The 18,522-nt window shown below is 37.4% G+C and carries 16 protein-coding genes; 6 read left to right on the top strand and 10 right to left on the bottom strand.

The genetic code is table 11. The annotated features are described in order from the left end of the window. Nucleotides 1-89 precede the first annotated feature (89 nt). Entirely contained in the window at nucleotides 90-1,181 is a 1,092-nt protein-coding gene (locus VHP32_03785; protein ID HEX2787001.1) for a calcium:proton antiporter, read from the top strand. 138 nt (nucleotides 1,182-1,319) lie between these two features. On the opposite strand, the gene VHP32_03780 is transcribed toward VHP32_03785, so the two are convergent. From VHP32_03780 to sdhA, 3 genes are read right to left on the bottom strand one after another with little or no spacing between them, the layout of a single operon-like run. Next, on the bottom strand, nucleotides 1,320-2,030 hold the full coding sequence (locus VHP32_03780; GenBank protein HEX2787000.1) for a succinate dehydrogenase iron-sulfur subunit: 711 nt from the start codon (nucleotides 2,028-2,030) through the stop codon (nucleotides 1,320-1,322). After that, a complete protein-coding gene (locus tag VHP32_03775; protein HEX2786999.1) occupies nucleotides 2,030-2,824 on the bottom strand; it encodes a hypothetical protein in 795 nt (264 codons plus the stop codon). Before VHP32_03775 ends, VHP32_03780 begins: the two co-directional genes overlap by 1 nt. A gap of 13 nt (nucleotides 2,825-2,837) precedes the next feature. Continuing rightward, nucleotides 2,838-4,598 (bottom strand): succinate dehydrogenase flavoprotein subunit, encoded by a 1,761-nt coding sequence (sdhA, locus tag VHP32_03770; GenBank protein ID HEX2786998.1) that lies wholly within the window; start codon nucleotides 4,596-4,598, stop codon nucleotides 2,838-2,840. Between the two features lie 71 nt (nucleotides 4,599-4,669). Between sdhA and VHP32_03765 the strand changes: the two genes are divergently transcribed. Continuing rightward, a complete protein-coding gene (locus VHP32_03765; protein ID HEX2786997.1) occupies nucleotides 4,670-4,864 on the top strand; it encodes a hypothetical protein in 195 nt (64 codons plus the stop codon). A 78-nt stretch (nucleotides 4,865-4,942) separates the two neighbouring features. Here VHP32_03765 and VHP32_03760 read toward each other — a convergent pair whose 3' ends face one another. From VHP32_03760 to VHP32_03750, 3 genes are all read right to left on the bottom strand, one after another. Continuing rightward, nucleotides 4,943-6,610: a trypsin-like peptidase domain-containing protein gene (locus VHP32_03760; protein HEX2786996.1), complete on the bottom strand. Its 1,668-nt coding sequence runs from the start codon at nucleotides 6,608-6,610 to the stop codon at nucleotides 4,943-4,945. Further along, entirely contained in the window at nucleotides 6,576-7,388 is an 813-nt protein-coding gene (locus VHP32_03755) for an enoyl-CoA hydratase-related protein (GenBank protein HEX2786995.1), read from the bottom strand. The genes VHP32_03760 and VHP32_03755 overlap by 35 nt, the downstream gene beginning before the upstream one ends. A 174-nt stretch (nucleotides 7,389-7,562) precedes the next feature. Continuing rightward, entirely contained in the window at nucleotides 7,563-8,969 is a 1,407-nt protein-coding gene (locus tag VHP32_03750; protein ID HEX2786994.1) for a choice-of-anchor B family protein, read from the bottom strand. Nucleotides 8,970-9,041: 72 nt separating this feature from the next. On the opposite strand from VHP32_03750, the gene VHP32_03745 reads away from it, so the two are divergent. Further along, nucleotides 9,042-9,536: a GNAT family N-acetyltransferase gene (locus VHP32_03745; protein HEX2786993.1), complete on the top strand. Its 495-nt coding sequence runs from the start codon at nucleotides 9,042-9,044 to the stop codon at nucleotides 9,534-9,536. 4 nt (nucleotides 9,537-9,540) lie between these two features. On the opposite strand, the gene VHP32_03740 is transcribed toward VHP32_03745, so the two are convergent. The 4 genes from VHP32_03740 to VHP32_03725 form a co-directional block, all read right to left on the bottom strand. Next, on the bottom strand, nucleotides 9,541-11,589 hold the full coding sequence (locus VHP32_03740; protein ID HEX2786992.1) for a T9SS type A sorting domain-containing protein: 2,049 nt from the start codon (nucleotides 11,587-11,589) through the stop codon (nucleotides 9,541-9,543). 108 nt (nucleotides 11,590-11,697) lie between these two features. Continuing rightward, the gene (locus tag VHP32_03735) at nucleotides 11,698-13,440 is read right to left on the bottom strand and encodes a S8 family serine peptidase (GenBank protein HEX2786991.1); all 1,743 of its coding nucleotides are present in this window, start codon (nucleotides 13,438-13,440) and stop codon (nucleotides 11,698-11,700) included. A gap of 119 nt (nucleotides 13,441-13,559) precedes the next feature. After that, a complete protein-coding gene (locus tag VHP32_03730; protein HEX2786990.1) occupies nucleotides 13,560-14,177 on the bottom strand; it encodes an HXXEE domain-containing protein in 618 nt (205 codons plus the stop codon). 116 nt (nucleotides 14,178-14,293) lie between these two features. Further along, nucleotides 14,294-16,108, bottom strand: coding sequence for an FG-GAP-like repeat-containing protein (locus VHP32_03725; GenBank protein HEX2786989.1), 1,815 nt, complete (start codon nucleotides 16,106-16,108; stop codon nucleotides 14,294-14,296). A 136-nt stretch (nucleotides 16,109-16,244) separates the two neighbouring features. Between VHP32_03725 and VHP32_03720 the strand changes: the two genes are divergently transcribed. From VHP32_03720 to VHP32_03710, 3 genes are all read left to right on the top strand, one after another. Next, nucleotides 16,245-17,237: a polyprenyl synthetase family protein gene (locus tag VHP32_03720; GenBank protein ID HEX2786988.1), complete on the top strand. Its 993-nt coding sequence runs from the start codon at nucleotides 16,245-16,247 to the stop codon at nucleotides 17,235-17,237. 92 nt (nucleotides 17,238-17,329) lie between these two features. Then, a complete protein-coding gene (locus tag VHP32_03715; GenBank protein HEX2786987.1) occupies nucleotides 17,330-17,596 on the top strand; it encodes an HPr family phosphocarrier protein in 267 nt (88 codons plus the stop codon). Continuing rightward, nucleotides 17,577-18,521 (top strand): hypothetical protein, encoded by a 945-nt coding sequence (locus VHP32_03710; protein HEX2786986.1) that lies wholly within the window; start codon nucleotides 17,577-17,579, stop codon nucleotides 18,519-18,521. Before VHP32_03715 ends, VHP32_03710 begins: the two co-directional genes overlap by 20 nt. Nucleotide 18,522: the final 1 nt, after the last annotated feature.

Raw genomic sequence — 18,522 nt, 5'->3', positions numbered from 1 at the left:
AAAAATACTAAATTAATAATAATTTTTCATTTAACATTTATGTTCATATAAAGTATATTTGCTAATAAAATTTTTATATTCATAACATATTGGCAAAATTTTTAAAACGTGAAAAATCATTTCTGATAGCTTTATTAACGCTGATTATTATAACAGTGTTCCAGAGGGATTTATTTGAAGACGTATCGCTTGGTGCATCGCTTGTTTTGTTCTTTGTGATTTTTGTCGTGATAATTTATGCGGCAATAGGGGTTGCAGACCATGCGGAGGTGCTTGCGCATAAGTTCGGTGAACCTTATGGAACGATGATACTTACATTTTCGGCAATCACGGTCGAAATCATCATGGTAACGGCAATGATGCTTCACGAAGCAAAAGACCCGACTCTTGCGCGTGATACGATTTATGCGACGCTGATGATTTTGATTAACGGTATTACCGGATTATGCATGGTCATAGGAGGATTTAAATACGGCGAACAGTTTTTTAATTTGAAAAGCTCGAACTCATTTTTATCAATGATAATTGCAATTATCGGCATCGGTTTATTTCTGCCTGCATTTGCTAATCCTGAGCAGTTAACCATTCTCGAACGGTTTTTGATTTTTGCATCTTTAGCGCTTTATGCATTTTTTCTTTCGATGCAATCTAAAAAACACAGTTATTTTTTTTCATATAAAAACGCCGAAATAAAATCCGAAAGAGAAGAAGAGCTTGAATCAAAAAAAATAAACGGGTGGTATCATGCGGGAATGCTTCTTGCAATAATTCTTGTTATAGCAATGATAGCAGAGTTTTTATCGATTTCGATTGAGAATGGAATATTAATGCTCGGGCTTCCTGTAAAGCTTGCCGCATTAATAATTGCGTTAATCATAATTGCTCCCGAAGGTCTCACGGCGCTTCGCGCAGCGTATTCTGATGACATGCAGAGAGTGATAAACATTACATTTGGTTCTACACTTTCGACCATTACGCTCACAATACCGGCAGTATTAATAGTCAGCTTCATCACGGGCAATTCTATAATTCTCGGGTTAAGTCCTTTTATGGGTGTGATGGTAATTACTACTTTATTGCTGGGATTTATCAGCACAACAAGAGGGGACTCAAACGCACTTCAGGGATTTATACATATAATACTTTTTATTACGTTTGTGTTTCTGATATTTTTGGGATAGGTTCGGAAGAGATTTTATAGAGACGCAAAATGTTGCGTCTCTACGTGTTACGTTTGTGTTCCTGATATGTTTATAAATGTAGCCGAAAGCTTTAGCTTTCGAAAGCGAACCCTAAAGGGTTCGACTACAAAATAAATTTTACAGCTCTCTTTTTGAAATACGGGTTTTCAATTTTGAAATATGCCACGTAATATTTATTTCTTTCGGGCATGCTTCTACGCAATTGAAAATCGTGTGGCATCTCCAGATGCCGTTTGGCGTATCGAGTATGTCCATTCTCTCATCAGCCGCATCGTCTCTTGTATCATAAGCAAATCTATATGCTTTCAGAATAGCCGCAGGACCTATGTAGTTTTCATTCGTCCATGTTGAAGGACAGCTTGTCGTGCAGCAAGCGCATAAAATACACTTTGCCGACTCAAATAATTTTTCCGCATCTTCATTTGATTGCAGACGTTCTCTGTCACTTGGGGGAGGAGTATGGTTTATCAAATATGGTTTTACAACTTCATACTTTGCCCAGAAGTCGCTCATGTCAACAACAAGGTCTTTTATAATTGGCAATGACGGCAGCGGTTCTATCACAAGCGGTTTTGATGTATTCAGGTCTTTCAGAAGCAGCGCGCATGCAAGTCGGTTTTTTCCGTTTATTTTCATTCCGTCGCTTCCGCATATTCCGTGAGCGCATGAACGCCTGAACGTCAGCGTCCCGTCGTGCTTCCATTTTATTTCATGCAGAACGTCGAGAACACGCATATCCTCGCCTATGTTCTGCAGATGAAAATCCTGAAAATACGGTTGCTCATCTTTTTCAGGATTATACCTTAAAATTTTTACATGAAGATTCATTATTTTATCTTATAATCAGTTTCTAATGTCGAAATAAATTTGTTTAAATCAGGACATTTGTAAAATGTTTTCACAGTCTCGATTGCTTTCTGGTTTTCTCCTATAAAACTGTAGCTGACGGCTATTGCCGCAAGGATTGTCTTCAAGCTTCCTGCCGGAGTATTAAAAGTATCTTCATCGGCTGTCTTAGGACAAATGTTTTTATTCTGAAGCAAAAAATCTTTAAGCTGTTCGGTATATTCCTTTATGTCAAGATTAACAAGGTTAGGGTAATCACGCGTTACGTCAACAAATTTATTATTTTCCCATTTATAAACCATAGTCGGAAATCTTGTTTCGGCATAGTTCGTAAAAGCATACGAAATACCGTCGAAGGCAGTTTCTATTTCATAATGATGGTCATAGTTTAAATCCTTGAACTGGAAATATACGTTTCCCAGAAACAAAGTATCGGTCGGGGTATATTTATAATTTGAAAGCGTTCCGCCAAGAAGCTGAAAGCAGCAATGAGCCCCGCCGCTGTATTGCGAGACAAATATGTTTTTTTCACCCGTATTATTTAAGTCGATGATGACAACCGTATCAACCATGTATTCTGCAACGTCATCATAAACAATATTGCCGTCCTGTTTTATGACGACATGAGTTGAATAATTTGCGGTGTCATATTTTGCTGTAACCTGAAAATCACCGATGCTATAATTCTTATCATCAAAATACGACTGAGCATTAGCATCAGAAAAAAACAAACAAAATAAAAATAGGGATAAAAACACTGAAATGAGGTATTTCATTTTCATTATGTTCTTAATATTTCCTTTCCATCGGTTTATATCTGGTAACAACAACAGGCTTATATTTTATTTCGGGTCCCTGTCCGTTTCCCCTGGATATGAACGTATGTTTCATCCATTCATCATCGTTACGTTTCGGGAAATCTTCGCGGGTGTGAGCTCCACGGCTTTCGGTTCTGTTATATGCGCTGAAAACCATTGCCTCTGCAGATTCGAGAAGGTTATCAAGTTCGATTGCTTCAATTAAATCAGTATTAAACACAGTTCCTTTATCCTGTATGTGAACATTCTTATATCTTGCTTTTAGTTCCTCAACTTTGTCTTTCATTTTTTTCAGTGCTTCTTCTGTTCTGAAAACACCGCAGTCATCCATCATTGTTTGCTGAAGCTCGGTTCTTAACGCAACAACAGTTTCGCTTCCGGTACTGTTCAGAAGATGCGAAATCATCTCGCGGGTTTTTTCTGAAACTTTATTTTCGTCAATGTCTGAAAGAGTTGCTGTTTTCAAAAACTCTGCAATTGCTTTTCCGCCTCTTCTTCCGAATACAACGAGGTCAAGAAGCGAGTTTGTACCCAGACGGTTAGCTCCGTGAACAGAAACGCACGCACATTCGCCTGCAGCATAAAGTCCGTTGACAATATTTCCTTTTTCATCTCTCAACACCTCGCAGTTTGCATTTGTCGGAATGCCGCCCATCATGTAATGCGCGGTCGGCTGAATCGGAATCGGTTCTTTTGTTGGTTCAACGCCAAGATAAGTTCTTGCAAAACCGGTGATTTCAGGAAGCTTATCATCGATAACTTCTTTGCCGAGATGCGAAACGTCAAGCAGAACGTAATCAGTGCCGTCACTTCCTTTAATTCCTCTGCCTTCTCGAATTTCGGTTACGATTGCTCTTGAAACCATATCACGCGGAGCCAAATCCATAACAGTCGGTGCATATCGCACCATAAATCTTTCTTTGTCTTTATTTTTTAATATTCCACCTTCGCCTCTTGCAGCTTCGCTGACAAGAATCCCAAGCTTCCATAATCCGGTCGGGTGAAACTGATAAAACTCCATATCTTCAAGCGGAAGTCCGCTTTTATAAATAAGTCCGAAGCCGTCGCCTGTACCGACGTGAGCGTTGGAAGTAATTCTGAAAACTCTTCCGTTACCGCCTGTTGCAAACATAACCGCCTTTGCATGAAAAACGTGAATCTCGGAAGTTCTTATGTCAATTGCAACAACTCCTTTAGAAACACCATTATCGATAATTAAATCGGTTACAAAAAACTCAGAGAAAAACTTTACTTCGTTTTTAATTGCTGTTTCATAAAGTGTCTGAAGCATAACATGCCCGGTTCTGTCTGCAGAGTAACATGAACGCTTAACGGGAATTCTTTTTCCGTAAGGGTCAGCAGGGTCAGCAGGTTTTGTATGACCTCCGAAATTTCTTTGCGCTATGTATCCGTCTTTGTTTCTTGAAAACGGCATGCCCATGTGTTCAAGCTCAATGATAGCTCTTATGGCATCGCGGCACATAATTTCGATTGCATCCTGATCTCCGAGATAGTCACTTCCTTTCACGGTATCGAACGCATGATTTTCCCAGCTATCGTCTTCCATATTGGCAAGCGCAGCGCAGACTCCTCCCTGAGCAGTTCCTGTATGTGAACGCGGGGGGAAAACTTTTGATAAAACAGCGCAGGAGCAATCTTCAGGCAGTTCAACTGCGGCTCTTAAGCCCGCTCCGCCCGCTCCCACAATAACCACGTCAAATGTATGCAGCATTTTTTAATGTCCTGTATAATTGAAAAATATCAAAAAAATAGATGTTTTTAAATGGAAAATGTTACTTTCTTTTGAAAGATGAAAAGAAAGTAACCAAAGAAAAATCTTCCGCTTATGAAAAATTGCCTAAATTTCAAAATAATTGCGTAAAAATTCAAACTCCTCATCCCAAAAATCGGGATTCGTCAGACAGTGAATTTTTATTACCGCAATTATTTCAAAATTCATTACGCCAATTTTTCAAAGGCGGTGAAAAACAGGTTTAATCTTCTTTTTGAAGAATCTCCTTAGTCAAAAGGAATGGGATTCCCGCCTGCGCGGGAATGACATCTTTATATTACTGTTTAATCTAACATCTTTTTTAAAGCTCTGTATAAGTCGAGCTTCATTTTGGTTTCTTCGGGTGTGTACGTATAAATGTTCTTCAGTTCGAGATAAGCAAGCATTGCATCCATTTCACGTCCCTCCTCGATTGCCATCATACCAATATAATACAATGCGGTGACGTTATAGGATGAATAACCCGACATCAGGTCGCGTTCATAAGCTGCATTGAAATATTTTTTTGCAAGCTCTTTATTATTTAAATCTTTATAATAAATTGCTCCGATTTCTGAATATGCCTTTGTAAAAGTTGAATCACGGCGTATTAAATCGTTATATATTTTAATTGCGTTCTTATAATCTTTCATTTGTTTATACGTCTCGCCAATCTGAAATCTTATATAAGTGTCATTAGTGTCTTTCTTAAGAAGCTTCTCATAAAATCCGAGCGCTCGTTTATAATCTTTTGTCGTTGTATATGCATCTGCAAGAGCATATGATAAAGTGTTAAGCAAGCTGTCGTTATCAAATTTTTCGCGAATCTGTGTATATAAAGTTTCCGCTTTTTGATAGTTTGCGGTTACAACATATAAATCAATCATGTCTTTATATACATAAAACGAATCAGGGCGAAGCTCAATACATTTAATCAAATAATTTTCAGCTTTGATTAGATTATTTTTATTTAAGGAATCCTGCTTTATAACAAAAGTATCAATTACAACTTTCATTGTATCAGCTTGCTTTGTGTAATACCAGTTATTGATTACACGATTTTTGAAATTCGACGCAAGCTTGTAGTTTATGTTAAATAAATTTTCCTCTTTCTTTGCAAGAAATTCTGTATTGTCACCACCGGAGTTTAAGACAACATTAAGAAGAGTTTTAAATGAATTTATTGCCGATGCAAAATTCAGGTTGCCGTAAAATCCATATGAATAAGTTGTAATGCCGACTACTTCGCCTTTGTCGGTAAATAAAGCACCTCCGCTGTTGCCGGGTGAAATTGCCGCGGTTATCTGAATAACCTTATCAAAAACTTTCTGAACGAGTGCGTAAGTATTTGGGTCTGTGAACTCAACTCGTTCTTCCGGTCTTATTGCAGCAATTATGCCCTGTGAAATTGTATATTCAAATCCCAAAGGACTTCCTATTGCAAAAACATCCTGCCCGACCTTTAAGTCATCGGAATTTCCCATTGTAACAGTCTGAAAAATTCTTCCATTTGCATTTTTAATTTTTAAAATTGCAAAATCATTTTTTTCATCAACCATTATAAGCTCGGCATCGTAAAACGTGCCATCACTTGTTTTCACGAGAATGCTGTCTAAACTTTCAACAACGTGATAATTAGTTCCGATATATCCGTCGGGAGTAACCAGAAAGCCGCTTCCGTTCAGAAGAGTTGTGTCCTTCGGGGTTGATGAATAAGAATAGTAACTATAATAATCATCCACATGATACCAGATGGAAACTAAAGCATCTTTGTTCTTCTCTATAATTTGCTGAGCGTTGTAAATGTCATCAGCGAGAATGTTTACCGGTGCTTGTGTTAATCCTGCTTCTTTTTCCTGCGCAAAAAGATTTGACGCAGTGAGAATAAAAATTGCGAGAAAAGTATAAGTTAGTTTTGCGGTGAGTTGTTTCAAAAAATTATTTGCCTTTCCATTCGGGTTTACGTTTTTCAACAAATGCTTTCATGCCTTCAAATTTATCCTCCGATGCAAAAAGCAGATAGAAATTTTTTCTTTCGAATTCGAGTCCTGCTTCTATTGTAAGGTCAAAAGATTTCAAGACAGATTCTTTTGCAAGCTGAACAGCGACGGTCGGCTTTGTTCCAATTTCTTTGCCAAGCTCGATTGCTTCATCGAGAAAAACTTCATCGGGAACAACTTTTGTTACAAGTCCTGCGTTGAACATATCTGCGCTTGTGAACATTCTACCTGTTAACACCATTTCCATAGCTTTCGCCTTGCCGATTGCTTTGGTTAATCTTTGCGTTCCGCCGGCACCGGGAATTACGCCGAGGTTGATTTCCGGCTGACCGAATTTTGCGCCTTCTGCGGCAACAATCATGTCGCATGACATTGCAAGCTCGCATCCGCCTCCAAGAGCAAATCCGCTTACTGCGGCGATAATTGGTTTTTTAACTTTTCTGATTTTGTCCCATCGTGCAAACTGGTCGCGCAAATGCATTTCGATTGCAGTAGCGTCAGCCATTTCTTTTATGTCTGCGCCTGCGGCAAATGCTTTTTGATTTCCTGCGACTATCATGCACCCGATTTGCGGGTCTTTGTCGAATGCTTCGAGAGTCTCAACGACTTCTTTCATGAGTTCGATGTTGAGTGCGTTCAGTGCATCGGGACGGTTAAGCTGAATTAAACCGACTTTCAGGTGTTTTCCGTTATCGACTTCGGATACAAGAATATTCTTATATTGTGCGGATAGGTGTGCTTTTTCGCTCATTTATAGAAATATATGTGTGAAATTATGTTAAAATTGAAGAAATTATGAGTAAAATATTAAATTAGTGAGTGGAGATGTGATTAACAATTCAATAAAAGGAGAAGTAGGACAGACATTCCTGTCTGTCCTCGACAGGCAAGAATGCCTGTCGTACTATTATTTAAAATTATCTTTTTACTTCACTAACATCATTTTTTTTGTTTCACTGAAGTTGTTTGCTGAGAGCTTATAGAAATAAATTCCGCCGGGGAAGTTTGCGGCATTCCATTTTGCAGTATAGTTTCCTGCTGAAAGCTGTTTGTTGATAAGAGTTGCAACTTCTTTTCCGAGAGCGTCATAAATTTTTAACATTACAAATTCACTTCGCATACCCTCAGGAACAGAAAACTCAATCACTGTTTCAGGATTGAACGGGTTCGGATAGTTTTGTCCGAGCAGGTAATCTTTTACCAGAGCATTGTTTTCAGGTGTTATGTTTGCAGTTGTTGTATCAATCATGTGAATCCATAAACCTGTTTGCATGTCGGAAGAAATAATTTTTCCGGAAGCAAAATAAGGGTAGCATCCCCAGTTGCCGCGATATTGAGCGCTGTCGGCTGAAGGATACGTATCATAGTAAGCAATCTCAGTCACACCTGTCGGAAGTCCGCGCAAGTCATAGAATCTCAACCCGGCTTCGTAGTGAGATACGACAAGCAGGTTTCCTTTTATAAAAACATTATGGCAGATTGCATTGCTGTTTGCCGGAACTGACGGACGAAGCGCACCAACATAAGTTATGTTGTCATAATTCTGTATGTTCCAGATTTTCACTGAGCCGGGCGGGTTTTGTCCCTCGTCAGTTGTAATCAGATATTTTCTGTCCTCTGTTATTTCACAATTATGCGTAAGAGTGTAGCTCGGAAGATTATTGAACTCTTTGATTACTCTAATGGTATCTTTGTTCCTTGCATCAAGAATTGAATATTGATTTGCAAACATCTGCGCAGCATAAATGGTGTCGTTTCGGATGAAGCTGTCATGCACATACTTGTTATATCTTCCTTTGCGAACCGGGTTAATAGGGTCCAGCAAGTCAATAATTGCAATGCCTCCGCTTGGCGCAGCGTTACCGCCGTTGATGTACATATACCTTCCGCTGTTTGAAATCGTATGTCCCTGAGTGAAGCCGGTATAGTTCCAGGTTTTTACAAGCCGGACTGAATCGGGAAGATAGCTCATGTCAATTATCTGCATACCGCTTCCCGCGTTATCGGTTACCACATATGCATAATTTTGATAAACTTTGACTTCCCTCCATGGAGTTGTAGGACCTGAAACGAAATCTTTTTCGACTACATTATTTGTATCCGTTATGTCGATGAACGAGGTACCTGTTACACAGCATAAAATTGCATATTCTCTGCCGTTCGGGGCAGTCCAGCCCCAGATTGCGGCATAAATTGAGCCAAATTGAGATAATGGTTGCGAAGGTCTTGGATTGTAATTTTTTGAAAATTTTATATTTCTTGAAATCTGAGCGTTAATCGTAGTGTTTGAAACAGCTAAAACTAACAGTAAAAGTATAATAATTTTTTTCATTTAAAGTAATTTTAATGCAACACAAATTAATATTTCTTCCGTAAAATAGAAATATCAAACGAGCATAAAACAGTGTCAGAAAATCAGGATAAATATATAGTCCGTCCAATTGAAAAACGCGACAACGAACAAATCAGTAAGATTATCAAAACAGTCATGACGGAATTTGGCGCAGTCGGATGCGGTTATTCGATTGAAGACACTGAAGTTGACAATATGTTCGATGCTTACGGAGTCCGCGCAAAATATTTTGTTGTTGAGAAAGACGGCAGAATTCTTGGCGGCTCCGGGGTAGCGCAGTTGTTGAATGGAGATGCTGATACCTGCGAGCTGAAGAAAATGTATTTTCTTAATGAACTTCGCGGAAAGGGTTTTGGTGAGAAGCTTCTGAATCTTTGTCTTAAAGCAGCGAAGGAATTGGGTTATAAAAAATGTTATCTCGAAACTTTGACTCAGATGGAAAACGCGCAGAGATTATACGAAAAGCACGGCTTCAAAAAACTTGAGAGACCTATGGGAGATACAGGACATTTCAAATGCAACTGCTGGTATGTGAGGGAGGTGTGAAAATCTATTTTACCAATAACATTTTTTTAGTTTCTGTATAATCAAAACTTTCAAGTTTATAAAAGTAAATACCGCTGTTTAAGTCTCCTGCGTTCCATTCCAATTCATAATTTCCTGCATTAAGATTTTGATTAACTAAAATTGATATTTTCTGCCCGAGCAAATTATATATTTTTAATGTTACATAAGATTGTTCAGGGAGTTCAAACTTAATTTTTGTTGTTGGATTAAATGGGTTGGGATAATTTTGATGTAAAACAAATTTATCGGGGATAATGTTACTGGTATTTGTAATATTTACAAAACCCCCAAAACTGTGTTTGTAAATTCCATATCCTGCAACTGCAGCATAGACAGTATTCTTATGGCTGTATAAATAATTAACAGTTTTATTCTCCAACTCCCTGCTTATGTTAGTATAGTTAATTAAATTGTTTGTGGATAATCTTACGGGATATTGCGATGCACCCGCAATGATTATGCTGTCACTTCTGATTAACATATGCCGTGCAGGGATTAAAGTATTAGTCCAGTTCACACCATTATTTGTAGATTTAAATGCATAAGTGCCATTACCAATGTAAATATTATTACCCATTGCACCGAGCACCTGATAAAAAGAGCTTGGTAATCCTCCACCCATCATTCTTGTCCAGTTAAGTCCGCAATCTGTTGATTTGAAGGCATACATTTGTTCAATCATAAATAAATTGTTGCCAAATTTTTTCAAATCATATATCAGAGGAAAAAAGGAGGTAATGCCGTTATTTCGCAGCTGCCAGCTCGTGCCTCCGTTGCTGGAAAAATAAATACCGTCTGATAAAACACCCAAATAAATACTATCACCGCTTGAAATTATATTCGAAACATACTTATCCGCAAAAGAGGGAACAAGAGTCCAGCTGGTTCCTGCGTTAATTGATTTATATAAACCATCTTCAGTTCCTAAATAAAGTCCGTTTGAAGCGGCATGAATCGTTATTATTCTTCCCTGGACGGGAGGATATTTTTTGGTCCATTGGTGAAGCTTAGTTTCCGTAACATAAATACAGTCGCCATATTTCTGCGCTGCATATAAATTATCATTATCGTCCGATGTTATTACGCTCAGGTTTTCCGCCTGTATTCCATTATTTTTTTCTATCCAATTTATATTGTTTATGTTTGTTGAGAAAATGCCTCTGATTACATTTGTAGAAAAAATATTGTTATTGAAAACCGTTATATTAGTGGCATCTATGTTATTGTAAATATTATTCCACGTTTGTCCAAAATTTGTACTGCGGACAATTCCCGATTCTGTTATAGCATAAAAAACATCATTAAATATATAAAGCTTTAAAAAAGAACCTAAGGAAGCATCAGGCATTTGGATCCAGTTTGTTCCCTGATTTGAAGAATAATAATTATGTCCGTTTAAACGTCTGCCAAAAAAATAATTTTCATTTGCAGTCAAGATTACAAATGGAGGTGAAGTGTTATCAATGGACGTCCAATTATCACCGTTATTTGTTGATTTAAATAAGTTAAAAGGTACAGATGCAAGTATTGTAGAAGAATTTGCTCCCATACAATACATATCGAAAAGCTTATTAAAGAAAAGACCTTGCCATGAATTTCCAAGGTTAGTTGAACGATAAATCGTGTTATTAGATTGAGAATATAAGATCAGAGTATTGCCTGACTTTATTAAATTGCGAACATTTGAATTTAGTAATCCTTGATTTGCGGGAATCCATGTTTCGCCTTGATTTATAGATTTATAACAGGTTATGCTGTCATCGTTTCTAAAAGAAAGAAATATGGTACTGCCAATTGATTCAAATCCTACAAACTGTCTGATGTTTAAATGTTGGGTATTTAATAATTGCCATGAATCTCCATTATTTGAAGAACGGTAGATTTTGTTATAAGCAGAAGTAAATAAGTAAGTACCGTTTGAACCAATGAAAGACGGATTACCTCCATTGATTCCGGTTGAGACATCAATCCATTGTGAAAAACAGATATTTGTTAGAAATAAACTGAATAAAATTATTAGCCCGGCGCGCATATGATTTAATTTAGTAATTAAATATATTAATCTTTATTAAATAAAAAAACCAAATAAAATTAATAATTAATTCTATTTGGTTTTTTAAAAAAGAGTGAAATTTTATTCCTAATTCACGCTTTCTTTCATCTTTTTTGCATATTCGTATGCGTTCATAACGTCGATTACTCCGCCGGAGCGTGAGAGAGACGAGAACGAAACCTTTGAGCCTGAGTCGCCGACCTTAACTTTCAAGCCGTCATATTTTCTTACTGAGTTTGAAAGCACTTCTTTTAACTGCGCCGCAGTTAATTCAGGGAAGTATGCTTTAATAATTGCCGCAACTCCCGCAGCTTCAGGTGAAGCCATGCTTGTTCCGCTGATTCTTTCATATTTGCCGTTCGGGATTGTTGAGTTTATTTCAAGTCCCGGTGCAAATACGTCAACAATTTTTCCGGAGTAATTTGAAAAGTTTGCAACAAGGTCATATCCTCCTGATAAATTCTCAGGGTCTTTAGATGAGTTATAACTTTTCATCCATGAGCTTGCTCCGACCACGAGCATATTATCAAAATAATTTATCTGTCCGTTTTCATTTGTGAATTTTCTCGGGTAGTTAATCGTCGTTTCTATATCAGCCGATTCATTTCCTGCAGAGACAACAAACAGCACGCCTTTTTCTTCGGCATATTTAATTGCCTCAACTACAATCTCAGGATTAGGAGAAAAATATTTTCCTGCGGACATGTTAATAATATCAGCGCCGTTATCGACTGCATATCTGATTGCGTTTGCAATGTCTTTGTCGCGTTCATCGCCTTCACCGGGAACAGCGCGGAGAAACATAAGCCGAGCAAACGGCGCCTGTCCGATGCCGTCCTTATCCGCTGCAATGATTCCTGCTACGTGCGTGCCGTGGTCATCGTCTCTTGAACGAACGTCATTGTTGCCGTATCCCTTTTCATATAAATTATTCGGGTCATCGCCGATTAATTCTTCAGGATCTCTGTCATCAAATAAATATTTATTTTTTATTTCGTATTCTTTAGTATATTTTTCAAGCTCTTCTTTTGTAAGCCCGATGAACATATAAGTCGTGAGAATAACCATTGCAGCGCTTTTGTATTCGCCCTTTAAACCTTCTGCGGTGAGCTTCAGTTTTTCGGGGTCGGTTGTGTATCCGCCTCGTTTAAGAACATCTTCTGCGTCAATCAAACCCTGCAAAGATTCTTTAAGCCCTTCATAAGTTCCTTTGATATCCGAACGCTCGGAGTCATATTCCATTTTTACTCTTCTATAATACGGGTCACTTTCAGGAACGCCTTCTTTTTTCAGGCGTTTGAGTTCACGGGTTACTTCAAAGTTCAGATATTTTGCATCACCGAGGAAATTCCATCCGTTGAAGTCATCTATGTAACCGTTGTTGTCATCATCCACACCCGCGGATCCGTTCACTTCTTTTTCATTTTTCCAGATGTTGTTTTTCAATGCGGGATGGTCTATGTCAAAGCCAGAGTCAATCACCGCAACGATAACTTCACTTGTCTGAGGTTTTTCAGGAAGTGAGTTTATATATTTGAAAAAAGTTTTTGTGCGTGTTCCTTCGTAACCGTCTTTCTCAGGATCGAGCAATGCCCAGTCAGGTAAATCCTTATCACCTTCATCATCGATATCAAAATATAAACCATTATTATTCTGATTTTCTTCACTGTCTATGTTAAACAGCTTTAAAAATATATCGGCGATTCCAGGGTTTGAGTATATCTTATCCGCTCTTTGAGCAACCGGTGTGCCCGGAAAAGTAAATGAGGATAATGAAACTACAGAGAAAAGCGCTATTGCAAAAACTGTTATTCTGTTTATAATTTTCATTTTTTGTTCTAAAACTTAAATATTTAAACAATTGACAGGAACGTAAGTTCCTTATTTACTATATGGCGAAATCAAAATAACTAAAATAAATGGGTTAAAATAAAGAAAAGATAATGCCATTAAGGTTTAGCCTGCCTGGGTTGAAAAACGTATGGAGTGTTTTTGTTTTTCATCCAATTGATTACTTTTATGATGCCGACGTAGTTTAAAATGATGCCGAGAATTATTCCGATTATGTAATCAGATGTTTCTGCGAGATTGCTTGATGAAACATAATAGAAATAATAAATAACGATTGGCAAAAAAAGAAAAATACTTGTCAGCATTCCGGGGTTATAAAAAGTTTTTCCTTTTATGTTGAACAAAGTTGTATGCGCCATGAAGTTGCCGAGTGAAACGATAATCGGAATCATTGTGAACCATATTGCATTGTTGTTCACAAAAATTGCAGCGGCATAAACTCCCCAGCCAAGAATTACATTGATTATAAAAGCCGAACTTGTATTGAGCGGATATCTTTCAGGTTGAGTGCTTTTGAATAAAACAGTGTTGACCATTCCGGGAAAGTAACCGGGGTAGCGGTATTCTTCAACCTGATGAACGAACAACGAGATTAAGCTTATCCACAACAATATTTCAAAACTTGTTAATTGAGTATGAAATATTAATAGAGCAATTATATTAAGTATTGCAAGAATACCGCCGATGTCAAACCAATGATTTCTGAGGAAGTTCAAATTAATTTATTTGAAAAAATAAAATATTGTTTATGAATTGCAATTTCCAGTATAATCTGGTTTGAATAGAGAGCTTTAAAGAGACGCAAAATATTGCGTCTCTACATATCTCATATTTATTTTACAAGAGTCATTTTTTTTGTAATCTTGAAATCACCGGACTGCAATGTATAAAAGTACATACCGCTTGGCATATTTGCGGCGTTCCATTTTGCTTCATAGCTTCCTGCAGTCAGACTGCCTTCAAAAAGCCCGGCAACTTTTTTGCCGAGCATGTCATATACAGATAAACTTATTTTATCGTTAGCTATATTTTTTGGAATGTCAAAAGTTATGGTTGTCTCAGGATTAAAAGGATTCGGAAAGTTCTGGTGTAAAGCAAATCTTTCAGGAACTTCAGTTAATATACTTTTAACTGAAACGGGCTCGAGACTTCCGCCTTCAACCAAACGATAAAACTTGTTAACGTCAATATTCGTGAAAACCTGTGTTGTTCCAGAAATCCATCTCACTACTAATGAATCTATCACTGTTGCATTACCGAGTCCAAAATGCGCATTAAGCATATTCATCGAGCAGAAGCTGTTTTGAGCATTGATTTCTGTTCTTTGCCACATTGGAGTTCCGTTAATGTTAGCTTTAATTTTTATTTTTGTTCCGAGCGCTGACTTGCCTGAAACACCGCCGGTGCATTTTAGATTTATGAATGCATTTGAGTTTACAGTTGTGTTTTTGAATAACGCTTTCACTGTGGCAGTTCCTGAAGTAAATATATCGAGCTTGCCGTCGAGGTCATAATCAGCGGCGGCTATTCCGAAACGAGAGCCGAGGTCAGTTGCAATTTCAATGGATGTTAGCTTTGTAAATGTTCCGTTGCCGTTGTTTCGGTAATAAAATCCTACAGAATTTCCTGCATTGCCGACAAAGCAATCCAGCCAGCCATCGTTGTCGAAATCTCCCCAAACATTTGAAAGCGAGCTTGCAAGGTCTGAAACAATCGGACCAACCTGCGCTGAAGTCATTTTTGTAAATGTTCCGTCGCCGTTATTTTTATATAAGTCATTCGGAATTGTTCCGTTGTAATTTGTTCTGAATGCATCAAGGTCACCGTCATTATCATAATCAATCCAGTTCCAGACCTGCCCGTCTGCATTATCAGTTGCAAGAGGCGCGGAAGTAATTTTTGCGAAGTATGGATTTCCGGTTTCAATAAAAAGATTTTTGTATAAATAATCGGGAGCAAGTGAACCCGTTGCCGGACCGCTGCCGATGAATAAATCAATGTCACCGTCATCATCGTAATCATACCACGACGGAACAGTGTAAGGAGCAGTTCCAGTTGTAATTATGCTTGTGTCAACTTTTGTAAAATTACCGCTTCCTGTATTAAGAAATAAAATATTAGGATTGGTTATTCCTGCAAAATTAAATGCAGCCGCAATAACAAGGTCAGGTCTGCCGTCGTTATTGTAATCACCGAATGCGCATCCCCATCCTTTGTTCACACTGCTGTTTCCTATTTGACCTGTTATTATGAGAGTAAATGTTCCGTTACCGTTATTATTTCTATAAAGAAATGAACCGGGTGCGTTTCCTCCCGATAAATAACAATCTATGAAACCATCATTGTCATAATCAGCCCATGTTGTTCCGAACACCGAGGAAAAATTTCCCTGAATTGCGTTACTGATTTTTAAGAAATTTCCTCCTCCCATGTTTTTATAAATATCGTTTTTTCCTACAACATACAGGTCAAGCTTGCCGTCATTATCAAAGTCAATCCATGCACAGCCATTAAAAGCACCTGCGGCTGAAGGCGGGTCAGATACAATAGGATTATTGGAATCTGTTATTTTCTGAAAAGATTGGGGGAAACTATAATTGGCGATAATGAGGGTTAAGCCAATGAAAAACAGTAGTTTAATTTTCATATCGTTAATTTAGTTGTTCTCAATATTACGGACAAGTTCTAAGAATAGTTATTTATAGGAAGCTAATTAAAAACAGAAATTTTCATATTAGTAAATACTTAAATTTCATATATTTAATGTTTTATTATCTTTTTTGATGATGGATTCTAATTCCGGTAAATATAAAAAATATACGGCAGAAGTTGATAATCGTTTGATGGAAGTTACGGGCAAAAACGATCCGAAGCTGCTTTATGAGCCGATAAAATATATTCTCTCAGGCGGCGGAAAGCGAATACGTCCTGTGCTTTTGATATTCAGCTGCGAGGCATTTGGCGGAAAACCGGAAGATGCATATAGCGCTGCTGTTGCAATCGAGATACTGCATAATTTTACTCTTGTGCATGATGACATTATGGACAATGCCGATACACGGAGAGGAAAGGAAACCGTTCATAAAAAATGGGATGCAAACATTGCGATTCTCGCAGGAGATGAAATGATTGGTCTTGCATACAAATCACTTTCAAAAACAAAGTCGGACAGAATAAGTGAAATTTTCGATTGCTTCACTGACGGAATTATCGAAGTATGCGAGGGACAAAGCTACGATAAGGAATTTGAAACGAGAGGTAACGTATCGCTTGATGAATATTTAATGATGATCGGGAAAAAAACCTCGAAGCTTCTTGAAACCTGCGCAGTGGTCGGAGCGTTAATTGCCGGCGCAGATGAAAAACAAATTAATGCGATGCGTGAGTATGCAAACAACATAGGGCTGGCGTTTCAGATTCAGGATGACCTGCTTGACATTATTGCCGATGAAAAAGATTTCGGCAAAAAAAACGGAGGAGATATTTATGAGCACAAAAAAACTTATTTGATTTTAAAAGCACTTGAAACTGCAACAGATGGAAATGACAAAACGGAGCTTATGAAAGTTATTTCTAACAATGGTGAATTAATTTCTGAAACCGATGTCAATAAAATAAAAGCGATTTATAAAAAATACGGTGTGATTGAAGATGCAAAGAAAAAAATTGAGCATTATACAACCAAAGCAAATAATTATTTAGACATAATTTCAAACGAAGAACATAAAAAACAGCTCCTTTGGTTTTCGAGCATGTTGTTAAGCAGAAATTTTTAAAAACAGGTCATCCTGAGTGTAATGAAGATTCCATTTTTTCACTAATGGGGGGATTCTTCACTTCGTTCAGAATGACACATAAGAAAAGTATTGTGATAGAACGCGAAGTAACAATAGTAAACAAAGCCGGCATGCACACGCGTCCGGCATCACAGCTTGTGAAGATTGCTGCAAAGTATAAATCCGATTTTTTTATTTCAAAAAATAATTTTGAAGTGAACGGTAAAAGCATTATTGGTGTGATGACCCTTGCTGCCGAAAAGGGTTCTAAGCTCATCCTCAGATTTGAAGGACCTGATGAGGAAGAGTTTTCTAAAGAGATGGTAAAATTTTTTGAAGATGGCTTCGGGGAACTATAAAATAAAATTCTTATTATCCATTCTTATTTTTTTTGTTTTTATTTCCGCCTCACACGCTTTCTTTTTTATTCCTTCATACGGTTCTGATAAAGTTTTCATAATTTTCCCCGACACAAATTTTTATTCTGCATATCTTCACAAAAAAAATGGAAACGGTTATGAAAACTGTTTTTTGATGCAGAAAGATAGAAAACTTATGCTTGTTTGCGATGGTGATTTTCTGAATTTCAAAAATGGAAAAATTAATTATTCATTAATGGACTTTCAGTTTGATTTCTTAACCATTAAAGACAATGTAATAAAATATATTGACCCTGAACTTATGGTGAAGGTGCTTTATATAATGAATAATAATAATTTTGCATATAGAATTTCGGATGCGATGCGCAGTCCTGCTTTGCAGCACAGATATATGCGCAGAGGATGGTCTGACAGGGGCTCATCGCCGCATATGTTCGGGCTTGCCTTTGACATCACGAATTACTGGTCAGCCGAAAACAGAGACAAAATTCGTGAGGACGCAGTCGGGTTAGGATTGAAATTTCTTGAACATGGAAGAAACCGCCACATACACCTTGAAGACAGCACAAAGTGGCTTAACAACCCTTATTTTTTCACGGAAGAAAAGTCGATGGAGTTTGTGGACAAAATAGATTCGAATAATTATGTCATGAACATTCCAATTGAAGTAGAAAACAGCTTCAATTATAAAAACTTTATCAGGATAGATTTTCATAACTTGCAAACATCCGATATAAAATTCATCGCTGAAAGCATTTACGGTAAAAAATTATTTGAAGTAACCTGCGGTGTATTTAAGGAAGGAAATAATTTTATTTTTCTTAATAAAGAATTGTTTGGCTCGGAACCTTTGGTATTAAAAATTTATGAAAGAGGGAGTTTAATTTCCAGAGAAATGATGTAAG

It is taken from the genome of Ignavibacteria bacterium, from assembly GCA_036262055.1.
Taxonomy (GTDB): Bacteria; Bacteroidota; Ignavibacteria; order Tepidaquicellales; family Tepidaquicellaceae; genus DATAJP01.
This window is presented reverse-complemented; position numbering and strand designations above follow the sequence as displayed.